The organism is Plantactinospora sp. B5E13, from assembly GCF_039871775.1.
Lineage (GTDB): Bacteria > Actinomycetota > Actinomycetes > Mycobacteriales > Micromonosporaceae > Plantactinospora.
Map to the genome: position 1 here is coordinate 48,402 of NZ_JBDPLT010000003.1, position 19,972 is coordinate 68,373.

A 19,972-nucleotide genomic window follows, 5' to 3' on the forward strand; every position below is an offset into this window, starting at 1 on the left:
TCATGGCACCCAACTGGGACGATCCCGCCGCCGACCACCGCCGGACTCGGCTGTCCGTTGTCGTACCCCCCGTCTTGGGGGTCGCCGGATTTGTCGCGGCCTGGTGGGCGGCGGTGGTGGTCCTCCAGATCCCGTCCTACATCGTGCCGGCGCCGCCGGCGGTGGCCGCCGTCTTCACCCGGATGCCCGGCTACCTGCTGGAGAACGCGTGGGTCACCCTGGGCGAGGCGCTCGCCGGATTCGGTCTCGCCATCGTCACCGCGGTCCTGGTCGGTACCACCCTTGCCGCGTCCCGCAACGTCGAGCGGGCGCTCCACCCGATGTTGCTGATGCTCAGCGCCATCCCGAAACCGGCCCTGGCGCCGCTGCTGGCCGCCATCGGCGGATTCGGCCAGGGACCCAAGATCGTCCTCGTCTGGCTGATGTGCTTCTTCCCGGTCACCCTGGCGACCTCGACCGGGCTCACCTCCACCCCGGCCGACCTCGCCGAACTCGCCCGCACCCTCAGCGCGTCACGCTGGACGACGTTCGTCAAGATCCGGCTGCCCTCGGCGCTGCCGCACATCTTCATCGGCCTCAAGACCGCACTGCCGCTCGCGGTCATCGGTGCCGTGGTCGCCGAACTGTTCAACGCCCTCGCCGGGCTCGGCTTCGTGATCCAGAACGCCGGTACCGACGCGGCCCAGGCGTTCGCGGCGGTGGCCCTGCTCGGCGTCATCAGCCTCAGCCTGTTCTACCTCCTGGGCGCGGTCGAACACCGGGTCGCGCCCTGGATCCGTCACGTCACCGCCTGACATCCCGCAAGGAGAATTCGTGTCGACCACGTACGTCTTCCAGGACGCCGAAACCGAGGCGGACGCCATGCTCCGCCACCTGGCCGGCCTGTACGACCCGTTCAGCACCCGGCGGCTCGGCTCGGCCGGAATCGCCCGGGACGCCCGCGCCCTGGTCGTCGCCGTCGGCGCCAGCAGCATCGCGAGCACGATCGCCGACCTCGCACCGGACGGAGAGGTGATCGCCACCGACATCGACCCGCAGCACAGTCCCGCCGACCCCCGGGTGGAGCTGCGACAGCACAACATCGTCACCGACCCGCTGCCGGGCACCTTCGACCTCATCCACGTACGACTGCTGCTCGGCCACCTGCCACAGCGGCTCACCGTGCTGGGCAAGCTCGTCGACGCGGTACGCCCGGGAGGCGTACTGCTGGTCGAGGAGTTCGAGGGAAGCTGGAGCAGCAGCGTGCTCGCCGCCCCGGACCCGGACGAGGCCGACCGGCTCTTCGGCGCGTACCACGACGCCTTCCAGGCGGCGCTGCGCGGCTCCGGCAACGATCTGAGCTGGAGCCGACGGGTGCACGGCGCCCTGCTCGACCTGGGTCTGGAGGCGGAGACCGAGGGCTTCACCAGCACCTGGGCCGGTGGTACGCACGGCTGCCTGCTCCCCCGGGCCACCGCCGGCGCCATCCGGGAGAAGCTGGTCCGGGCCGGCATGGCACCGGCGGACATCGACGCGTTCCGGGAACTGCTCCTCGATCCGCGCCTGCGAGTCAAGGGCAACCTGGCGCTCTCCACCCTCGGACGTCGGCCCGCCTGACCTGGCCACATCGTCGTGGGCGTCACCCCGAACCGTCGGTGACGCCCCGACAACCCGGCCCGAGCCCACACGGTTTCGCCATCCGTCGCCCCCCGGGTGGCGGATGGCGTGGTGGTCCTGCTGCGCACGACGGCCGACAGTCCGTCGAACCGGCGGACGGTCTCACGAAGGATCATCGTCGCCGCCGTGGATGCTTAACTGGGAACCATGCTGGTCGGTTCGCACGAGGTCGAGGTGTTCGAGGGGACCAGAGCGCGGTTGGAGGCGGTCGCGTACCGCCTGCTCGGGTCGGCGAACGATGCCGAGGACGTGGTGCAGGACACGTTCCTGCGCTGGTTGTCCGCCGACCGGGAGCTCATCGAGACACCCGAGGCATGGCTGACCAAGGTGCTCACCAACATCTGCCTCAACCGACTCACCTCGGCGCGAGCCAGGCGCGAGACCTATGTGGGCCAGTGGCTTCCCGAGCCGGTCTTCGCCGGAGACCGGATGCTCGGCCCGTCCGACACCGTCGAGCAGCGTGAATCGGTCTCGATCGCGATGCTCACGCTGATGGAGCGGCTCTCGGCCAAGGAACGCGTCGTGTACGTGCTGCGCGAGGCGTTCGGATACTCGCACGGCGAGATCGCCGAGGTGCTCGACCTCACCGAGGCGAACTGCCAGCAGATCTACCGGCGGGCCAAGCAGCATCTGGCCGACGACCGGCGCCGGGTGGCGGTCGATGCGGCCGCGGCTCGCAAAATCGTCGAGGAGTTCCTGGCCGCGGCACTCAGCGGCAGGACCGACTCGCTGGTGAGGATGCTGACCGACGACGCGACCAGCATCGGCGACGGTGGCGGGGTGGTCTTCTCGGTGCCTCAACCGATCACCGGTGCGCTGCGGGTGGCGAGGTTCCTTCGCACGCTGTTCACGCCCAGCGAGGCCAAGTGGGAGATGATCGGCGGTCGCCCCGACCTGTTCGCCGCGGTCGCCAACGGCGTACCCGCGCTGGTGATGGTGGTCGGTGACCGGGTCGCCGGAGTCTTCTCGCTGGACGTGACCGCCGACGGCATCGCGGCCGTCCACGCCCAGGCGAACCCCGGCAAGCTCGAACGCGCGACGCGCCAGTGGGCCGGGTCCGCACCCGGGGAGCCACTCACCGGGAACTGGTGAGCCAGGTCACATCCCATCGCTGTCAGGTTTCGCGCCGCCATCCGGTTCAGGAAGCAGACACCGACCGGACAGGAGCGGAACCATGAAGCACCGCATCGTCGTCCTCGGGGCCGGATACGCCGGAGCCAACGCCGCCGGGCGCCTGGCCAAGCGGCTGCACTCCGCGGACACACAGATCACCCTCGTCAACGCCGCCCCCGAGTTCGTCGAACGGGTCCGCATGCACCAGCTGGCGACCGGCCAGGACCTGAAGCACCGCCCGCTGTCCGACGTCTTCGCGGGCACCGACGTGCGGGTACGGCTTGCGCAGGTCACGGCCGTTGACGCCGAACGCAGGGCCGTCGGCGTCGTCGACGCCGCCGGTCCCGGCGAGATCGCCTACGACACGCTCGTCTACGCCCTCGGCAGCACCGCTGCCGACTGCGGCGTTCCCGGCGTCGCCGAGCATGCCCACCACATCGCCGGCAAGCAGTCCGCCCTGCGGCTGCGTGACCGTCTGGCCGGCCTCGCCGCGGGTGAAACCGTGCTTGTCGTCGGTGGTGGCCTCACCGGCATCGAAGCCGTCACCGAGATCGCCGAGGCCCGGCCGGACCTCACGGTCTCCCTCGCCGCCCGCCGCGGCCTCGGCGACTGGTTGAGCGAGAAGGCCCAGAGCCACCTGCGCAAGGTTGTCGCCCGGCTCGGCATCACGGTGCACGAGCACACCGACATCGCGGGCGTCGAGCCGACCGGCGCTGTCACCACCGACGGCCGAGCGATCCCGGCCCAGGTGACCGTCTGGACGGCCGGGTTCACCGTCCATCCCATCGCGGCGGCGACTACCCTGCAGGTTTCCGCGACGGGACAGATCGTCGTCGACGACACCATGCGGTCTGTCTCGCACCCCGATGTCTACGCCGTCGGTGACGCCGCGCTCGCGCCCGGCGCGAGCGGTAAACCATTGCGGATGTCCTGCGCCTCGGGGGTTCCCTCGGCCCACCTGGCGGCCGACGTCATCGTCGCTCGCCTGACCGGACGCCGGATCCCTCCGAACAAGATCGGCTACACCGGGCAGTGCGTCAGCCTCGGCCGCCGTGACGCGCTCGTGCAGTGGGTGACCCCGGACGACCAGCCCAAGCCGTCCGTGCTCACCGGCAGCACGGCCGTACGGGTCAAAGAGATGATCTGCAAGACCGCGGCCTGGAGCGTCTCCCACCCGACCTGGATGCTCCCGACCCGTCGCCGCCACACGATCCCAACCCAGGAATCGCTCGCGACCACCGCGTGACCGCCCGCCGTCGCACGGCCGTTCTCCCACCCCATCGGGCAGACCCGAATCGCCGACGGATGCCCAGGAACATCCGCCGTAGCTGATGACGCAGGCGGAGATTGGACAACAACCTGAGGCCCGGAGCACGTCACAGGCTGTTGCCGGTGACTATGACTGGCGCAGGATCGGGCTGGGTTGTGCCGGATCCGTACCAAACGATCAATGGCCAGCGTTTCCGCTGGCCATTGCCCTTGTGGGTGGAGCTGAGGGGATTTGAACCCCTGACCCCCTCGATGCGAACGAGGTGCGCTACCGGTCTGCGCCACAGCCCCTTGCCGATCCGCGCCCACCTCTAGGCGAAGAGGCGAACCGGCGACAAGGCTAACAGGTCACCCCCGGCTCTCGCGAACCAGCCCCCACCAGGCGAGCCGGACCCACGGCCCAGGGCGGCCGGGAAGGGCACCGCCCTACAAGATCCGATGACAAGGGACCCTTCCTCACAGCTCGTAGGGGCGGCCACGCAGGCCGCCGGCCCGGCGGTAGGAGACGGAACCGGCGGCGCGGCGGGTGCTGTTGGCCGGACGGCCGCCGCCGTCGGTCCGGCCACCGCCGCCGCTCGCCGCTCGCGGCAGGTCGGTGATCTGGTCGAGGCCGAGGGCGGCGCGGCGGACCAGTTCGCGCTGGGCGGCGAGCCTGCGCTGTGCCTCCCGCCGGGCCTGGGCGCGGCGGGCGTGGGCCCGCCGGACCTCGGCCTGCCGGGCGGCGAGCCATGCCGCCTCCCGGGCCTCGGCCCGCCGGCGCCGCTGGTCGGCGATGGCCCGGCCGCGCAGGTGTACGAGGTACGCGGCGAGCAGGGTCACGGTGACCGAGAAGCTGATCCAGAATCCGGAGCTGACCAGGACCACTCCGACCAGCTCGACGAGGTTGAGCAGGAGGAGGGCGGCCAGCACCCGTCGACGCCGGTAGATCGCCGGGGTGTGCCGGCGGGGTGGTGGTCGGCGTCGGCCGCGGCCGGAGGACCGGGGCACCAGCCGCAGGGCGGCGGCACGGCGGGCCGGGGCGGGCGGTGCCGAGACCGGCGAGTCGTCACTACGTACCGTGACAACTCGGGTACGTGGTGGCTTGACCGGCTCCCGACCGGGAACAGTGCGACGGCGTCGACGGCGCTGGATCACCCGCGCCGTCGACTGCGCCCGCTCCGCCGCCAGCCGCTCCGTGGCGTCGTACCGGCGGACCAGTGCCGGCGCGAGGGCGAGCAGTCCGGCGGCGGCGAGGACGGCGAGGAGCACCGAGGCCGGCACCCTCATCCCTCCCGTCACACCCAGCTTGGGCAACCATCGGGACGGACCACAGGATCCCGGCGATGGTGGATCGTACGGCGACGCGCGGACCACCGACCACGAAGATCATGCAGGTTCGTCCGACGTTGCCGCACGTCCCAGTTACCCCAGGTTAGGCGGGCAGACCAGGAAAATCGTGCGGGCGCGCCGACCGGTGGGTACGTGGGCGATCACCGGCGCGGGGTCGGACGGCGCTCAGGGCGCGACGGTACGCGTCCGGTGCCAGCGGGCCAGCAACCCGCCCTCGGCGGCGACGTCCTCACTGGTCAACGCATATCCGATGTGGTCACGCCAGGCGCCGTCGATGTGCATGTAACGGGGATGGTAGGCCTCCTCGCGGAAGCCGAGCTTCTCCACCACCCGCCGGGACGGCCGGTTCTCCGGCCGGATGTTGACCTCGATCCGGTGCAGTCCGCCGGGGCCGAAGGCGTGGTCGACAACCAGCGCCATCGCGGTGGGGATCACCCCGCGTCCCGCCACCCGGGCGTCGACCCAGTAGCCGACGTACCCGGAGCAGAACGCCCGGCGCACGATGTTGCCGAGGTTGATGTGCCCGACCAGCCGTTCCCGGCCGCCCTCCCGCAGGCAGACCGCGAACGGCATGCCGTACCCCTGCCGGGCCTGGCGGCGGTGGTCACGGTGGACGTAGCGGAACGCCGCCGGCGAGTTGAGGTCCTCCCACCGGCCGGGTGGCGACGACTCCCAGGGCGCCAGCCAGGCCCGGTTGGCGCAGCGCACCTCCGACCAGGCGGCCGCGTCCGAGCGGCGGTACGGCCGCAGCAGCACCGGACCGTCCTGCAGCACGACCGGCCAGCCCGGCGTCCCACCGAAACTCATCGCCGCCGGTCCAGCAGCAGCACGTCCACGGTGGAGCCGGCCGCCGCGTTGGTCACCCGTTCGCCGAGCACCACCAGGCCGTTCGCCTCGGCCAGCCCGGAGAGCGTGTACGGTCCGCCGCGCAGCGGCTGGACCGTGTAGCCGCCGCCGCGCCGCTCCGCCACGTGGGCGGGACGGAACTCGCGCAGCCCGGCCGGCGAACTGACCGTCTCCAACAGGTGTGCCCGCACGCTGGGCCGGAACACCGGCTCGGCACCGGCCAGCAACTGGATGGCCGGACGGGCCAGCACCTCGAATCCGATCAACGCCGCTCCGGGCTCACCGGGTAGACACACCACCGGCACCTCCTCGGCCCCGACCGTACCGAATCCGAGAGTGCTTCCGGGATAGAGGGCGACCTCCTTGAAACTGACCGGGCTGGCCCGGCCACCGTCGCGTCGGGACAGCACCCGTCGGATCATGTCGCCGGGCCCGGCCCCGGTGCCGCCGGTAGTGATGATCAGGTCGGCGCGCAGTGTCTGGTCCTCCAGCAGCCCACGCAGGCCCTCCGGATCGTCGTCGCAGATCCCGACCCGGTACGCCAGCGCGCCCACCTCGGCCGCCGCCGCGGTGAGCGCGTGCGAGTTGACGTCCACGACCTGACCCGGCTGGCTGCCCCGGCCCACGTCGACGAGTTCGTCGCCGGTCGCCACGATCACCACCCGGGGGCTGGGCCGGACCACGACGTGCCCGATCCCGGTCGCGGCGAAGACCGCGACCAGGGCCGGGGAGATGTACGAGCCGGCCCGGGCCAGCAGCGTGCCGGCGGGGAGTTCCTCACCGGCCCGACGCAGCCCGTAGCCGCGCTTCGGGACCCGGAAGATCTCCACCGCCGCCATGCCCTGGTCGGTCCACTCCACCGGCACCACCACGTCGGCGGTGATCGGCAGCGGCGATCCGGCCGCGACCGAGAAGCAGGATCCCGGAGTGAGCCGAACCGGCCGCCAGCTCGCCGCGCCGAGGTCCCCGACCACGTTGAGCCGTACCGGACGGGGGTCGCCGAGCCGGGTCGGACCGTAGCCACCGCCGGCGGTGCGGCCCGCGCCGGAGATGTCCTCCCAGCGGGCCGCGTAGCCGTCGATGGCCGCCTGGTCGAAGGCCGGATAGGCGTGCGGCGCCACCACGTCCTCGGCGAGGACGTTGCCGTACGCCTGGGTCAGGTCGAGGTCGAGCGGGGGAAGCGCCCGCAACCTGCGCAGCACGCTGCCCAGGTAGTCGGCGAGCGGCGTCAGCTCGTTGGCGGCCGCCTCGGCGTCGGCCGTGGCTGTCACACCGTCACCTCACGACGGATCATGTCCGGCGGGCGGCGTCGGAGGCGACGAACTCGCCCAGCCACCGCCGGAACTCCGCACCGATGTCCTCACGCTCACTGGCCAACTGCACCACCGTCTGGAGATAGCCGAGGGGCATGCCGGTGTCGTACCGGGTCCCCCGGTAGACGATGGCGTGCACCGGCATCCCCTCCTTCAGCAGCAGCCCCATCGCGTCGGTCAGCTGGATCTCGCCACCGCTGCCCTTCTCGGTGCGGCGGATCGCCTCGAAGATGCTGCCGGGCAGCACGTACCGGCCGAGCACCGCCAGGTTGCTCGGGGCGTCCTCCGGCTTCGGCTTCTCCACCAGGCCGGTCACCTCGACCACCTCGCCGAGGTCGGTCAGCGCCCGGTCGGCCGGGGTCACCGAGGCGATGCCGTACCGCTTGGTGTCCTCCGGCGGAACCTCGAAGAAGGCGAGCACGATGCCGCCGGTACGGGCCTGCAACTCGATCATCGCCGGCAGCAGCGGCTCGGAGAGGTTGACGAACTCGTCACCGAGCAGCACCGCGAAGGGCTCGTCGCCGACGTGCGACTCGGCGAACCCGACGGCGTGGCCGAGGCCGAGCTGCTCGGGCTGCCGGGTGGTGTGGATCGAGGCCAGTTCGCTGGTACGTCGTACCGCCTCCAACAGTTCCGGCTTCTCCGCCAGCCGGGTCTCCAGGTCCGGTCGGCGGTCGAAGTGGTCCACCATCGCCGTCTTGCCACGACCCGTGATCAGCAGGACGTCGGTGAGCCCGGCCTGGGCGGCCTCCTCGACGATGTACTGCAGTACGGGACGGTCGACCACCGGCAGGAGTTCCTTGGGCACCGCCTTGGTGGCGGGCAGGAACCGGGTGGCCAGGCCGGCGGCCGGGATGACCGCCTTCGTCGCCCGCCGTCCGGCCGTCGACGTGGAAGGGTTCGCTGGGGTAGCTGCGTGCTCCGGCATGTCGCGAGACTATCGGCCACGACCCTGGCGTGGCGGTTGTGGCCCGGATAACGCGCCGTCGGTGCCACCATCCGGTCGCTGGGCAGGTCGGTTCCCCGCCCACGGCAACCCGTCGTCGGGGGTGGCCGCGCCGGGGCGTACCGGAAGCTCCTGGACGATGGTGGGCCCGCCGACCGGGGCCGTCCGGTAGGTGTCCCGACCGGCCGCCTTCGCGGCGTAGAGCGCCTCGTCCGCGGCGGCCAGCAGGTGTGGTCCGGTGGTGGCGTGGTCCGGGTAGACCGCGACACCGATCGAGACGGTGACCGAGACGAGGGCCCGGACCGAAGTGATCCCGCCGGTCCGGGGCCGGATGCTGATCGGCTGCTCCCGAACCGCCGCGCCGAGGCGTTCGGCCACCGTCGCGGCGCCCCGGACGTCGGTCTCCGGCAGCAGTACGACAAACTCCTCGCCGCCCTGCCGGAAGGCGAGGTCGACCTCCCGGGTCGCACCCCGGATCCGCTGGGCGAACTCGGCGAGCACGGCGTCGCCGGCGGCGTGCCCGTAGGTGTCGTTCACCTCCTTGAAGCGGTCCAGGTCCAGGGCGAGTACGCCGAGCCGGCGCCCGAACCGGCTGGCCCGTTCGATCTCCCGGCGGATCGACTCCCTGAGGTACCGGTAGTTCCACAGTCCGGTGAGCGGGTCGGTGAGGGACAGCCGCTGCGCCTCCTCGTGCACCCGTACGTTGTCCACCGCGACCGCGGCGTGGCTGGCGAACGAGCGCAGGGTGGCGACGTCCGTGTCGTCGAACTCGTCCGCGCCGAGCCGGTCGTAGAGGGCGAGGACGCCGATCGTGGCCGGTTCGACGCCTCCATCGGCGCCGCTGTCGGTCCGGAACACGCCGCTGTCGGTCCGGGGAGCATCATGGTCGGCCTGCGGCGCATCACCGTCGGCCCGTAGGGCGCTCGGGTCCGTCCGGCCCGCACCGTCCCGGGTCGGAACGGTGAACGGCACCGCGACGTACGTCCGGCACCGTGGTTCGTACGCGTACAGCGGCGGGCCGTCCCGGTCCAGCCGGCCCCGCCGGGGCTGGCCGCTGGCCGCGACGGTGCCGAGCAGTCCCCGGCCGAGCGGGATCCGCAGCCCGGCCGCCGCCTCATCGCCCGCCACCTCGTCGCCCGCTGACCGGTCGCCTGCCACCTCGTCAGCCGCCGACCCGTCACCCGCTGATCCGTCGCCCTGGCGCGCGGTGGCTTCGGGGCCGCCGTCGAGGGCCGCGTCGGGGCCGGGGGCGGGCGATGGACCGCCAGCCGGGACCGGTGCCGGGTGACGGGCCGGCGCGGGATCGCGGTTCGGCGCCGGGAGGCGGGCCGCCAGCCCGAGGTCGCGGGTCCGCAACTGCTCGTCGAGCCCTTCGACGCACCGGCTCACCAGGTGGCCGTCGGCCGGGTCGAGGAGCAGCACAACGCCGGCCCGGGCGCCGGTGGCCGCCATCGCGGTACGCAGGATCACCTGGAAGATCCCCCGCAGGTCGTGCGTGCTGGCCAGGGTGTCGCCGAGCACGGTGAGCTGGTCACGCAACTGGTGTCGGCTGATGATCAACGCCCGGAGATACGACTGGGTCTCGCGGGTCATCCGGTTGAAGCTGTCGGCGAGCCGACCCACCTCGTCCGGCGCGCGCACCGGTACCCGGGCCGCCAGGTCACCCTCGGCGACCCGGTCGGCGGCCCAGGCCAGTTCGGCCAGCGGGCGGGTGGTCGACCGCGCCAGGCGCCAGGCGGACAGCACCGCGAGAACACCGGCCACGAGGACGACCACGCCGAGGAGTGCGTACCGGACGGTCGGCGGGTCCCGGGGTACCGACAGCACGAGCGGCAGTGGTTGGCCGGGTGACGGCCCGACCCGGCGTACGTACCGGCCGCCTTCGGTTCGCACGATCGTGTCGCCGGAGATCCGCCGGGCCGCGGCGAGCACCCCGGCCCGGGCACCCGTCGACTCCGTACTCTGCGACTCGATGCCGGTCGGATCGCTACCGGTGGGGTCGCTACCGGCTCCCTCGACCGGGTCGACGCCGACCTCCGCCCCGGGGGCCTCGCCCACGGCGCCCGGCCCGCTCGGCGGCCCAACGGACGACGGCTCAGGCGACGGCGGCCCAACGGACGACGGCTCAGGCGACGGCGGCCCGGGCGCGGCTCGGCTCGCCGGTTGGGCAGTGGTCGGGCTGGCCCGCCGCGGCAGCAGGGTCACCGCGGCTCCGCTGGTCGCCGCGAGCCGCCGGACAAAGGCGGCGTCGAGCAACTGGCCGGCCCAGACCGCGCCGACCACGTCACCGGCCCGGTTGCGCATCTCGACCCGGGCCGCGAGCGCGTACGGGCTGTTGTCCACCGCGCCCGGGCCGGTGCAGGAGGTCCACGGCCGGGACGGTGCGCCTGGGGTGACGAAGACGGCGACTCCGCCCGGGTTCGTGATCATGACCGCGTCGGCCAGCCCTCGGTCGACCATCTGCAGGGCCGTACCGGACCGGCTCGTCGGATCGCCGAGCAGCGCGACCGCACCCGCTGTGGCGTGCAGTTGCTGGCAGAGCGCGTTGATCGAGGTGCGGACCGTCGTCGCGGCCAGGTTGAGTCGCTCCTCGACCTGGTGCCGGCTCACCGAGGCGACGGTGCCGGCCACGAACAGCGCACCGAGCAGCACCGGTCCGAGCACGATCGCGAGGAACGCGGTGGTCAACCGTCCGCGCAGCGTCACTCGTCCCCCCGGAAGCTCCGTATCCGATGCTGCGATGCTGACCCCACCGCAGTGATTAACCGGTGTCGCCGCAGGAGTGTTACGTGCCGGATTTTTCGGATGAGGTCGAGCGGGCGAAGGTCGAGGTGCGAGCCCGGCTGCTCGCCCGGCGCCGGGAACTGTCGCCGGCCGACCGGCGGGCCGCCGCCGAACGGCTCCAGGCCGCGCTGGTCGCCCTGGTCCGCCGGGTACGCCCCGGGCGGGTCACCGGGTACGTACCGGTCGGCAGCGAGCCCGGCGGGCCGGAACTGCCGGAGGTGCTGGCCGCCGCACTCGGGTCGACGGGGCAGCTCCTGCTGCCGGTGCTCCGTCCCGACCTGGACCTGGACTGGGCCCCGTACGACGGGCCGGGCTCCCTGGTCGCCGCCGGACGGGGGTTACGTGAGCCACGTACGGGGCGCCTCGGCACCACCGCCGTCGCCGGCGCGGACCTGGTGGTGGTGCCGGCGCTGGCCGTCGACCGGGCCGGGTTACGGCTGGGCCGGGGCGGCGGGTCGTACGACCGGGCACTGGCCCGGGTCGACGCGGCGGTCCTGACGGTGGCCCTGCTCCACGACGGCGAGTTACTCGAGACCGTGCCGGCTGACCGTCACGATCGTCCGGTACGGGCCGCGATCACCCCGACCGGTGGGGTTCGGCCCCTGTCGTCCGGTTGACCGTCGCCCCCGCCACTTCGGCTGGACGAAAGTGGGTAGGATGCCGCACCATTGGCACTCGGATACGTCGAGTGCCAACAGGCTTGCAAGATCCGGAGGGGACAGTGCCCACCTACCAGTACGCTTGCACCGAGTGCGGCCACCAGCTCGAAGCGGTGCAGTCCTTCACCGACGAGCCGCTGACCGAGTGCCCGGCGTGCCAGGGTCGGCTGCGCAAGATGTTCAACTCCGTCGGGATCGTCTTCAAGGGCTCCGGCTTCTACCGGACCGATTCCCGGACCAACGGCTCGAACGGCGCCACCACGGCCAAGTCGGAGAGCACCAAGAGCGCGTCGGGTTCGGCCGGCTCCGGCGACGGTGGTGCGAGCGCCGCCAGCGGTACGTCCGGCTCGACCAACGGCAGCAGCGGCGGCTCCGGCGGCACCGCAGCCAGCTCGACCGGTTCCGGGAGCAAGTCGACGACGACCTCCGCGAGCAGCAGCGCGGCCTGACCTGCCCGTACTACCGTCCGGGTTATCCACAGACCCTCGGGTTGTCCACAGGTCGCCGTTCTCCGGCCTCCGACTGAAGCCGTTCCCACCTAACGTGCAGACCATCGGACGACGCCAATCGATGTCGGCGTCGCCAACCGAGGGAGGCACGTCGTGGCGCTCGACCGTACGGACACCGAAGGCGACGCCAGCCTGCGCCCGAGCCGCTGGCCGCCCCGGCTGACCGGCGGTTCCACCCTCCGGTGGGCACTCGCCGCCGTCCTGCTGTTCGTCGCGTTCGGCGTGGTCCAGCTGGGCGCGCCGGACTGTGTCGCCCGGGAGCCGAGCGGAGTGCCTGGCTCACCCGGCCCGGCCGGCCCGTTGGCTGGCGGCCCGTCGACTGGCGCCACGTCGGCCGGCGGGCCGTCGGCTGGTCGCTCCGGCTCGGCACGTCCGCCCGGCGGCGGGGCCGACGGAACAGGAGACGGGCAACCTCGGCGCGACACGACGCCGGACGAACGAGAGCCGGCCCTGCCGGTGCCGGCCGGGGCGGTCGGCGTGCCCATCCGACTCGCCGAGCCGGCGGCACTGGCCGTGACCCGACCAGGAGTTCGGGTGGACCTGCTGGCGGCCGTGCCGGAGCCCGGACGGGCTGCGGCGAAACCACTGCTGGTCGCCGGCCGTGCCCTGGTGCTCGACGTCCTGGTTCCCGAGGAGGGTGCCCTCTACCTGGCTCTGCAGCCTGAACAGGCCCGGCGCGCGATCGCCCTACCGGACACCGCGCGATTCTCGATCATCGTACGACCGTGACCGTGGCCCCGGCACGTCCGCGATGCCGGACAGACCGCCGGCAAGCCCGGGTTCAGTCCCAGTGCGGCGGGCGTTCGGCAAGCAGCCGGTCGTCGTTCGAGACGGCCCGCTCACCCCAGCCCCGGTCGGTGTCGTCCACGGTCTGGTCGGGCAGCACCCGATAGTCGTCGGTGAGGTCGACCAACCGGTCGTCATCCCTGGCCACGCGCGGCGTGACCGGTTCGTCCGTCCTGTGCACGCACAGAAGCGTACCCGCCGGCCACACCCGGCCGGCCGCCCGACGTCGTGGAGGTTGGTACCGTCGGACAGCGTGACGACGCCCAGCGGTGACTCCGCCGATGACGCCTTCTGGCGTCGGCCCACCGGACCGCCCGCCGAGCCGGCATCACCGTCGGCCGAGCGGACCGGCGGCGCCGGACCCCGGTACGCCGGCCCGCCGCCGAGCGGCATGCCACCGCCCGAGTGGCGGCCGACGCTGCACGTACAGCCTTCGCCGCCGCGGGCGCTGCCGGCGCAGGACCTGCCCGCCCTCGACGCCGCCGAAAGCAACGCCCGGACCCTGACCTACGGCATCGGCCTGGTCGGGGGCGCGGTGGTACTCGTGCTGATGTGTCTGCTCTGCTCCCGCATCCTGTTCTGAGCAGCGGGACGCCCCGAACCGCCGACACGGACGGCCGGCCGCGGATACGGCCGGCCCCGAACACGGAGTCGCCCCCGACCCGCGTCGGGGGCGACGGTGACACCGGACGGACGGACTACAGGACGCCCTCCCAGACCGCCTGTGCCCCGCTGTCCCCGGTCAGGTAGACGAACCAGACGTTGACCACGGCGAGCACCACGATGACCGCGCCCAACACCAGCCCCAACCACCGTGGCACGGACCGGCCCGGCCGGGTCAGCACGAGCAGCACCAGGGTGACCACCCCGAGAGCGATGCTCGACCCGAATGTCTGGTTCCCGTACGCCTGATGGTCGTTGACCTGCTGGATGATCTCGTCGGGATAGTTCTTGGCGATCAACACGTCCCGCAGTTCCTCGCCGGACAGCTTGGCGAGCAGGGCCGCCACGGGGGCGGCCACCGCCAGCAGACCCGCCGCCCAGTCGAGCCGACCACGGAACCGGGGCAGTACGGCGTACGCCGTGGCCACCAACGCCAACAGTGGCACGAAGACCACCGCGGCGTGCACCAGCAGTACATGTGCGGGCAGGCCCATGACTTCCCTGAGCACCCTGCCTCCTCCTGACAGCTCGGATTCGCCGGACCACCCCGGTACGGCGGAGTCGATCACTTGCCCGATCTACTCCGGTACACGGGACAGGAGTCGGGACGGTTCACTCCGGTTCCCTCGATGATCCTGGCTGGTCCCGCCGGTGTGGTGACCACCACGATCATCCTTTACTCGCCTTGTTGCCACCCCATCCACGTGCTGTCATAGATGGATGACTGGCGAGGAACTGCTCCGGTCGAGGGGCCTTCGGGTCACCCGGCCGCGCCTCGCCGTGCTGGAGGTGCTGGCCGGCGGCGGCCACCTGGAGGTGGACGAGATCGCCCAGCGGGTGCGGGAGCGGCTCGCCTCCGTGTCCACCCAGGCCGTCTACGACGTACTCGGCGCGTTGTCCCGGGCCGGCCTCTCCCGTCGGATCGAGCCCGCCGGGTCCCCCGCCCGCTACGAGGCCCGGGTCGGTGACAACCACCACCACGTCGTCTGCCGGGGCTGCGGTGAGATCGCCGACGTGGACTGCGCGGTCGGCTCGGCCCCCTGCCTCGACCCCGTGTCGGCGTACGGCTTCGAGGTCGACGAGGCGGAGGTTACGTACTGGGGGCTGTGCCCGAGTTGTCAGCAGCGTCGGGCCACCGACACCTGACCAGTGCGCCGGCACGGCCAACCGCCCCGGCCCGCCACCTCCCCGTCCCCGGCGTCGCTGTCCCCTGTCACCGCCACCGGGGAACCCTGCCACCGACACCGGGGAACCCTGCCACCGACACCCGACGCCTGTCGGCGACGCCGGAACCGTTGGGCCCGGTCACCGGGATGGTGAGGCCCCGCCGGTCGGGCCTTCCTCGGCGGGCGCCAACGCCCGTTCCACCGCCGACCACGGATCCCGGGTCGGTGCCTCGGCTCCGGCCGGACAGGTACGCCGGTAGTCGCACCACCCGCAGAGCGTGCCGGGCGAGACCGGGAACGCCTCGTCCGGGTCGACGCCGTCGGCGACCGCCCGCTCGGCGGCCATGATGTCCCGGGCGGTCTCCTCGGCCCGGGACACCTGTCGGGCGAGCGACTCCACGGTGTGCTCGTGGGCGGCGACCGTGGCCGACGGCAGGTGGTGCAACTCCACCCGACGGCACGGCCGGCGGAACACCCGTTCGGCCGCGTACGCGTACAGGGCGAGCGCCTGGGAACCTCGGGCGTCGTCGGCGTCCAGCCCGCTACGACCCGTCTTGTAGTCCACGATCACCAGCTCCGGCCCGTCCGGACCCGGTCGTGCGTCGATCCGGTCGGCACGGCCGTTGAACGCCAGGACTCCGGTCTTCACCGCCACCACCCGCTCCACACCCACCGGGTCGGCGTCCGGGTCGAGCGTCTCCACGTAGGACTCCAGCCACTCCAGCGCCCGACGGAACACCGCCCGCTCCTGGGCCTCGTCGCGGTAGCCCTCCCGGACCCAGGTCCCCTTCAGCAGGGTCGGCAGCGCTTCCGGGCGACGGCGGTCGGCGGGCAGCGCGTACCAGTTGCGCAGTGTCGTGTGCACGCTCGCGCCGAGGGAGTTGTGTGCCCACGGCGGCCCCTTCGGCGGTGCCGGGCGGTCGACGTACGCGTAGCGGTAGCGCCGGGGACAGTCGGTGTAGGAACCGAGTTTGCTCGGAGTGCAGACGAAGAGCCGCTCGGGCATGCCGTCGAAGCCGAGCTGTTCCGGCCCCGGGTCACGTGGCCGGGGAGTGGCACGCGACCGAGGGGTGTGATTACCCGGAGAGGATGGCCTTCGCACGGCCCCGATCCTGCCATGTCCGTCCGACACGACAACGGCTCAACCCGCGCGGCCGACGCGGCTCGACGAACCCGACGGCTCAGCCGACGCCCCGGCGCGGGTCGACGAGGACGACGGCTCAGCCGGCGAGTCGGTGCGCGTCGACGAACGCGACCACCGCGTCGGCGATCAGCTGCACCGCGATCGCGGCCAGCAGGAGGCCGGCGATCCGGGTGAGCACCTCAATGCCGGCCGGGCGGAGCACCTTCACCACGATCCCGGAGAAGCGCAGGATCACCCAGACCGCCGCCATCACCAGGATGATGCCGACCCCGATCGACAGGTAGTCCGGTATCCCGTCGGCTTCCTGGACGAAGAGCATGGTGGCGACGATCGCGCCGGGGCCGGCGAGCAGCGGCGTACCCAACGGGACCAGGGCCACGTTGGAGGTGGTCTGCTGATTGGGGTCGCCGGACTTGCCGGTGAGCAGTTCCAACGCGACGAGAAGCAGGAGCAGGCCGCCGGCGCCCTGCAACGCCGGCAGGTCGACGTGCAGGTAGTCCAGCAGGGTCTGCCCGGCCACCGCGAACACCACGATCACGCCGAGGCCGAGTGCCACCGCCTGCCAGGCGGCGCGTACCCGTTCCCGGGCCGGCATCTGACCGGTCAGGGCGACGAAGATCGGGACCATGCCCGGCGGGTCGGTGATCACCAGCAGGGTCACCAGGACCTCGCCGAGCAGTTTCATGTTCACGCGCTCACGGTAGCGGCGCGGTGATGCTGGTCAGGGCAGGTCAGCCGGCCCGGTGAGCGGGGCCACGCCGGTCGCCGTCGCCACGATCCGCTCGTACGCCTCGATCCCGGTCGTGTACGCGCCGAGTCGAACCGTCTTGTGGCTGCCGTGGAAGTCGGAGGAGCCGGTGACGAGCAGCCCGAGTTCCCCGGCGAGGGCCCGTACGGCGTCCCGCTCGGCCGGCGAGTGGTCCTCGTGGTCGGCTTCCAGGCCGGCGAGTCCGGCCCCGGCCAGCTCGGCGATCAGCGAGTCCGGCACGATCCGGCCCCGCCGGCTGGCCCGGGAGTGGGCCAGCACCGGCACCCCGCCGGCCCGGCGGACCAACTGGACCGCGCGGAAGACGTCGATGTCGTCCTTGGGCAGCCGGTACCGCTCGCCGAGCCAGCGCGGCGTGAACGCCTCGGCGGTGCTGGTGACCAGCCCGGCCTGGATCAGCGCCGCCGCGATGTGCGGCCGCCCGACGGTGCCGCCCCCGGCGTGCGCCAGGATCTCCGGCCAGCTGACGTCGATGCCGTCGGCCCGGAGCAGCTCGACGATTCGCTCGCCGCGGACCTCCCGGGCCGCGCGGAGCCGGGTCAGCTCGGCGACCAGTTCCGGCGCCTGGGGATCGAAGAGGTAGCCGAGCAGGTGCAGCGGGATCGACGGCTCGGTGCCGTACCACCGGCAGGAGAGCTCGGCCCCGCGGATCAGGGTGAGCCCGGGTGGCAGGGCCCGGCCCGCCGGCCCCCAGCCCGCCGTCGTGTCGTGGTCGGTGATCGCCAGGACGTCGAGCCCGGCGGTCCGGGCGGCCTGGACCAGCTCCGCCGGGCTGAGGGTGCCGTCGCTGGCGGTCGAGTGCGTGTGCAGGTCGATCCGGGGTACGTCGTCCGGTGTGACCCGGGCCGGCGCGGCCACCCCGGCGGGCCGGGTCGGGTGGGCGGGCCGGGTCGGGTCGGCGGGCGTCTGCTCGGGCGGCGTCACGGCCCGAGGCTACTGCCCGACCGGCCCGTTCATCAGCCTCGGTACGAGCTGCCAGTTCTCCTCGACCCCCTCGGGAAGGGGAATGCTCTGCCCGGTGCCGTCGGTGGCGCAGCGGACGACGCTGCGGTCGTTGCCGGTCACCACGGTGCGGGAGTCCGCCCAGACCGGGTCGACCAGCGCCTCGGCCTGGCAGTCGACGGGCACCGTGCGGCCGTCGAGGGCCTGGCCGACGTTGATGACGACGACCGTGCTGCCCCGGCGCGTGGCAAGCCACCCGCCGTCGGGGGCCAATCCGTCACCGGCGACCTCCAGCCTGGCACGCGGAGCTGATCCGTTCGTCCCGAAATCGCAGCTGCCGTCCTGGACCGGGGTGAGCCGACCGGCGGCCTCGGTCAGGCTGGCCAGGCAGTGCGTTCCGGCGTCCGCACCGGCGACGAGTCCGAGCAGGTTCTTTCCGCGCATCCCGTAGACCGCCGTGACCTTGGCGTTCGGCACCGGTGACGTGGGCTTGGCCAGGTCGACGACGGCGTACCCGCGGCCGCCTTCGGAGATCACCGCCTGGTCGCCGCTGAGCGCGACCGGCCAGCTGCCGTCCGGTACGGGGGCGTCCGCCAGTACCGCCATGCCGTTCGAGGTGAGCCGGGCGAGGTAGAGCGTGGTGCCGAGTTGGAAGGCGAACCGTTCGCCGTCGGGGCTGAGCACCCACCGGCCGTGTTCGCCGCTGAGCGAGAGGGAGGAACCGTCGGTCCGGAGGAACCGGACCTTCTCCACCCCCGCGTACACCCAGCCGGCCGGCACCCGGTAGACCCGGGTCACCTCACCGACCCCGCCGAGGGTGAGTCGTCGCCCGTCGGTCGTCAAGAGCTGGTCGCCGCTGCGGATGTCGAGCCCGATCCCGGTGTCAGCACCCGGTGTGGCCGTGCCGGCCGGCGCGCTGAGATCGGGTTCGACGCTGTCGGCGGTGAAGCCGGCCACGCTGGTGGCGCCCCGGTTGCCGGAGAGCCAGCCGCCGCCCAGCGACACCACCCCACCGACGACCAGCACCAGTGCGGTCGAGACGGCGACCAGCCCGGCGGTGGTCCGCCGTCGCCGGGAGACCCGGCCCTGACGGATCACCCGCGTGGCGATGTCGTCGGCGACCGGCGGCGTCTCGACCCGGGCGGCGAGCATCTCACGAAGCGAGTCTTCCAACATGATCGTCACGCTTCCGCTCCGAGCGCGGGAACGGAGGACGTCGGCACCGCCAGCGCGGCGGCCGATCGGCGGGCGGGCTGACGGGTCTGGGCCGGCGACTCGCCGCCGGACCGCCGCGCGCCGGACGGGACCGGCAGCGCGGTTTCGCCGCCGGGCGTGCGCCCCCGGGACGGGACCGGCAGTGGGGTCTCGCCCGCGGCGAGCCCTCCGGCCGGGGCCGGCGTGGTCGACCCGCCGCCGGCCGGCGTCACCACCGGCGTGCCCGGTCGGCCGGTCGCCGGCGTGCCGGGCTGGCGCGCGGACGACGTCGTACGGCCGGCCCCGGCGACCCGGGTTTCCGACTCCGTGGCGCTCCGGGTGACCATCCAGTCGGCCTCCGCGCCGAGCCGGCGGCGCAGCGTGTTGAGTGCCCGGGAGGTCTGGCTCTTCACGGTGCCGGTCGAGATGTCGAGCATGGCGGCGGTCTGGGCCTCGGAGAGATCCTCGTAGAACCGCAGCACCAGGACGGCCCGTTGACGTACCGGCAGCGCCTGGAGGTGCCGCCACAGCCGGTCCCGTTCGAGCTGGGTCTCGATCTGGTCGGGCGCCGGCCGCTCGGGCAGGATCTCCGTCGGCCGCTCGCCGTGCCACCGCCGCCGCCACCAGCTGGTCGCGGTGTTGATCAGGACCCGGCGGGCGTACGGCTCGACCGCCTCGATCCCACCCAGTCGCCGCCAGGCGAGGTACGTCTTGGTCAGCGCGGTCTGCAGCAGGTCCTCGGCGGTGGCCCAGTCCCCGGCCAGCAGGTATGCGGTGCGCAGCAGGGCCGCCGATCGGGCCGCGACGAACTCCCGGAACTCCTCGTCCATCGAGTGTCTCGGCGCCACCTGTCGCCTCCCCCCGCCGTGTGACGGAAAGGCTGCCAC

Annotated in this window: 21 protein-coding genes and 1 tRNA gene; 9 read left to right on the forward strand and 13 right to left on the reverse strand. The window is 72.8% G+C overall.

All coding sequences use genetic code 11. From position 1 onward, the window contains the following. Window positions 1-2 precede the first annotated feature (2 nt). From ABGB05_RS03875 to ABGB05_RS03890, 4 genes are all read left to right on the forward strand, one after another. The gene (locus ABGB05_RS03875; protein ID WP_347651735.1) at window positions 3-794 is read left to right on the forward strand and encodes an ABC transporter permease; all 792 of its coding nucleotides are present in this window, start codon (window positions 3-5) and stop codon (window positions 792-794) included. 19 nt (window positions 795-813) lie between these two features. Next, on the forward strand, window positions 814-1,596 hold the full coding sequence (locus tag ABGB05_RS03880) for a methyltransferase (protein WP_347651736.1): 783 nt from the start codon (window positions 814-816) through the stop codon (window positions 1,594-1,596). Between the two features lie 207 nt (window positions 1,597-1,803). Then, window positions 1,804-2,748, forward strand: coding sequence for an RNA polymerase sigma factor SigJ (gene sigJ, locus ABGB05_RS03885; protein ID WP_347651737.1), 945 nt, complete (start codon window positions 1,804-1,806; stop codon window positions 2,746-2,748). An 82-nt stretch (window positions 2,749-2,830) separates the two neighbouring features. Further along, window positions 2,831-4,015 carry an FAD-dependent oxidoreductase gene (locus ABGB05_RS03890; RefSeq protein ID WP_347651738.1) on the forward strand — a complete coding sequence of 395 codons (1,185 nt, stop codon included), beginning with the start codon at window positions 2,831-2,833 and terminating at the stop codon, window positions 4,013-4,015. 240 nt (window positions 4,016-4,255) lie between these two features. Here ABGB05_RS03890 and ABGB05_RS03895 read toward each other — a convergent pair. The 6 genes from ABGB05_RS03895 to ABGB05_RS03920 form a co-directional block, all read right to left on the reverse strand. Continuing rightward, a tRNA-Ala gene (locus ABGB05_RS03895) sits at window positions 4,256-4,329 on the reverse strand. Between the two features lie 165 nt (window positions 4,330-4,494). Then, on the reverse strand, window positions 4,495-5,304 hold the full coding sequence (locus ABGB05_RS03900) for a hypothetical protein (protein WP_347651739.1): 810 nt from the start codon (window positions 5,302-5,304) through the stop codon (window positions 4,495-4,497). A 228-nt stretch (window positions 5,305-5,532) separates the two neighbouring features. Then, window positions 5,533-6,174 carry a GNAT family protein gene (locus tag ABGB05_RS03905; protein WP_347651740.1) on the reverse strand — a complete coding sequence of 214 codons (642 nt, stop codon included), beginning with the start codon at window positions 6,172-6,174 and terminating at the stop codon, window positions 5,533-5,535. Beyond that, a complete protein-coding gene (gene glp, locus ABGB05_RS03910) occupies window positions 6,171-7,484 on the reverse strand; it encodes a gephyrin-like molybdotransferase Glp (RefSeq protein ID WP_347651741.1) in 1,314 nt (437 codons plus the stop codon). Before glp ends, ABGB05_RS03905 begins: the two co-directional genes overlap by 4 nt. Window positions 7,485-7,503: 19 nt before the next feature. Then, window positions 7,504-8,454, reverse strand: a complete 951-nt coding sequence (locus tag ABGB05_RS03915) for a UTP--glucose-1-phosphate uridylyltransferase (protein ID WP_347651742.1) — start codon at window positions 8,452-8,454, stop codon at window positions 7,504-7,506. A gap of 9 nt (window positions 8,455-8,463) precedes the next feature. Then, complete coding sequence (locus ABGB05_RS03920; RefSeq protein ID WP_347651743.1) at window positions 8,464-11,178, reverse strand: diguanylate cyclase; 2,715 nt, start codon at window positions 11,176-11,178, stop codon at window positions 8,464-8,466. Between the two features lie 83 nt (window positions 11,179-11,261). Between ABGB05_RS03920 and ABGB05_RS03925 the strand changes: the two genes are divergently transcribed. The 3 genes from ABGB05_RS03925 (at window position 11,262) to ABGB05_RS03935 (ending at window position 13,153) form a co-directional block, all read left to right on the forward strand. Continuing rightward, window positions 11,262-11,873, forward strand: a complete 612-nt coding sequence (locus ABGB05_RS03925; RefSeq protein ID WP_347651744.1) for a 5-formyltetrahydrofolate cyclo-ligase — start codon at window positions 11,262-11,264, stop codon at window positions 11,871-11,873. 104 nt (window positions 11,874-11,977) lie between these two features. Then, window positions 11,978-12,364: an FmdB family zinc ribbon protein gene (locus tag ABGB05_RS03930; protein ID WP_347651745.1), complete on the forward strand. Its 387-nt coding sequence runs from the start codon at window positions 11,978-11,980 to the stop codon at window positions 12,362-12,364. A gap of 153 nt (window positions 12,365-12,517) precedes the next feature. Further along, window positions 12,518-13,153, forward strand: a complete 636-nt coding sequence (locus tag ABGB05_RS03935) for a flagellar biosynthesis protein FlgA (RefSeq protein ID WP_347651746.1) — start codon at window positions 12,518-12,520, stop codon at window positions 13,151-13,153. A 52-nt stretch (window positions 13,154-13,205) separates the two neighbouring features. Here the strand turns inward: ABGB05_RS03935 and ABGB05_RS03940 are convergent, their stop codons facing one another. Further along, window positions 13,206-13,391 (reverse strand): hypothetical protein, encoded by a 186-nt coding sequence (locus ABGB05_RS03940; RefSeq protein ID WP_347651747.1) that lies wholly within the window; start codon window positions 13,389-13,391, stop codon window positions 13,206-13,208. A 72-nt stretch (window positions 13,392-13,463) separates the two neighbouring features. On the opposite strand from ABGB05_RS03940, the gene ABGB05_RS03945 reads away from it, so the two are divergent. Further along, complete coding sequence (locus ABGB05_RS03945) at window positions 13,464-13,793, forward strand: translation initiation factor 2 (RefSeq protein WP_347651748.1); 330 nt, start codon at window positions 13,464-13,466, stop codon at window positions 13,791-13,793. 115 nt (window positions 13,794-13,908) lie between these two features. Here ABGB05_RS03945 and ABGB05_RS03950 read toward each other — a convergent pair whose 3' ends face one another. Then, complete coding sequence (locus ABGB05_RS03950; protein ID WP_347651749.1) at window positions 13,909-14,382, reverse strand: DUF2231 domain-containing protein; 474 nt, start codon at window positions 14,380-14,382, stop codon at window positions 13,909-13,911. A gap of 211 nt (window positions 14,383-14,593) precedes the next feature. On the opposite strand from ABGB05_RS03950, the gene ABGB05_RS03955 reads away from it, so the two are divergent. Then, window positions 14,594-15,019: a Fur family transcriptional regulator gene (locus ABGB05_RS03955; RefSeq protein ID WP_347651750.1), complete on the forward strand. Its 426-nt coding sequence runs from the start codon at window positions 14,594-14,596 to the stop codon at window positions 15,017-15,019. Window positions 15,020-15,178: 159 nt separating this feature from the next. On the opposite strand, the gene ABGB05_RS03960 is transcribed toward ABGB05_RS03955, so the two are convergent. The 5 genes from ABGB05_RS03960 to ABGB05_RS03980 form a co-directional block, all read right to left on the reverse strand. Continuing rightward, window positions 15,179-16,045, reverse strand: a complete 867-nt coding sequence (locus ABGB05_RS03960; protein ID WP_347651751.1) for a PD-(D/E)XK nuclease family protein — start codon at window positions 16,043-16,045, stop codon at window positions 15,179-15,181. Between the two features lie 214 nt (window positions 16,046-16,259). Then, window positions 16,260-16,874 carry a MarC family protein gene (locus tag ABGB05_RS03965; protein ID WP_347651752.1) on the reverse strand — a complete coding sequence of 205 codons (615 nt, stop codon included), beginning with the start codon at window positions 16,872-16,874 and terminating at the stop codon, window positions 16,260-16,262. A gap of 30 nt (window positions 16,875-16,904) precedes the next feature. Then, window positions 16,905-17,807, reverse strand: a complete 903-nt coding sequence (locus ABGB05_RS03970) for a PHP domain-containing protein (protein WP_347651969.1) — start codon at window positions 17,805-17,807, stop codon at window positions 16,905-16,907. A 75-nt stretch (window positions 17,808-17,882) separates the two neighbouring features. Then, entirely contained in the window at window positions 17,883-19,067 is a 1,185-nt protein-coding gene (locus tag ABGB05_RS03975; RefSeq protein WP_347651753.1) for a hypothetical protein, read from the reverse strand. Window positions 19,068-19,072: 5 nt separating this feature from the next. Continuing rightward, entirely contained in the window at window positions 19,073-19,933 is an 861-nt protein-coding gene (locus ABGB05_RS03980; RefSeq protein ID WP_347651754.1) for a SigE family RNA polymerase sigma factor, read from the reverse strand. Between the last annotated feature and the right edge of the window lie 39 nt (window positions 19,934-19,972).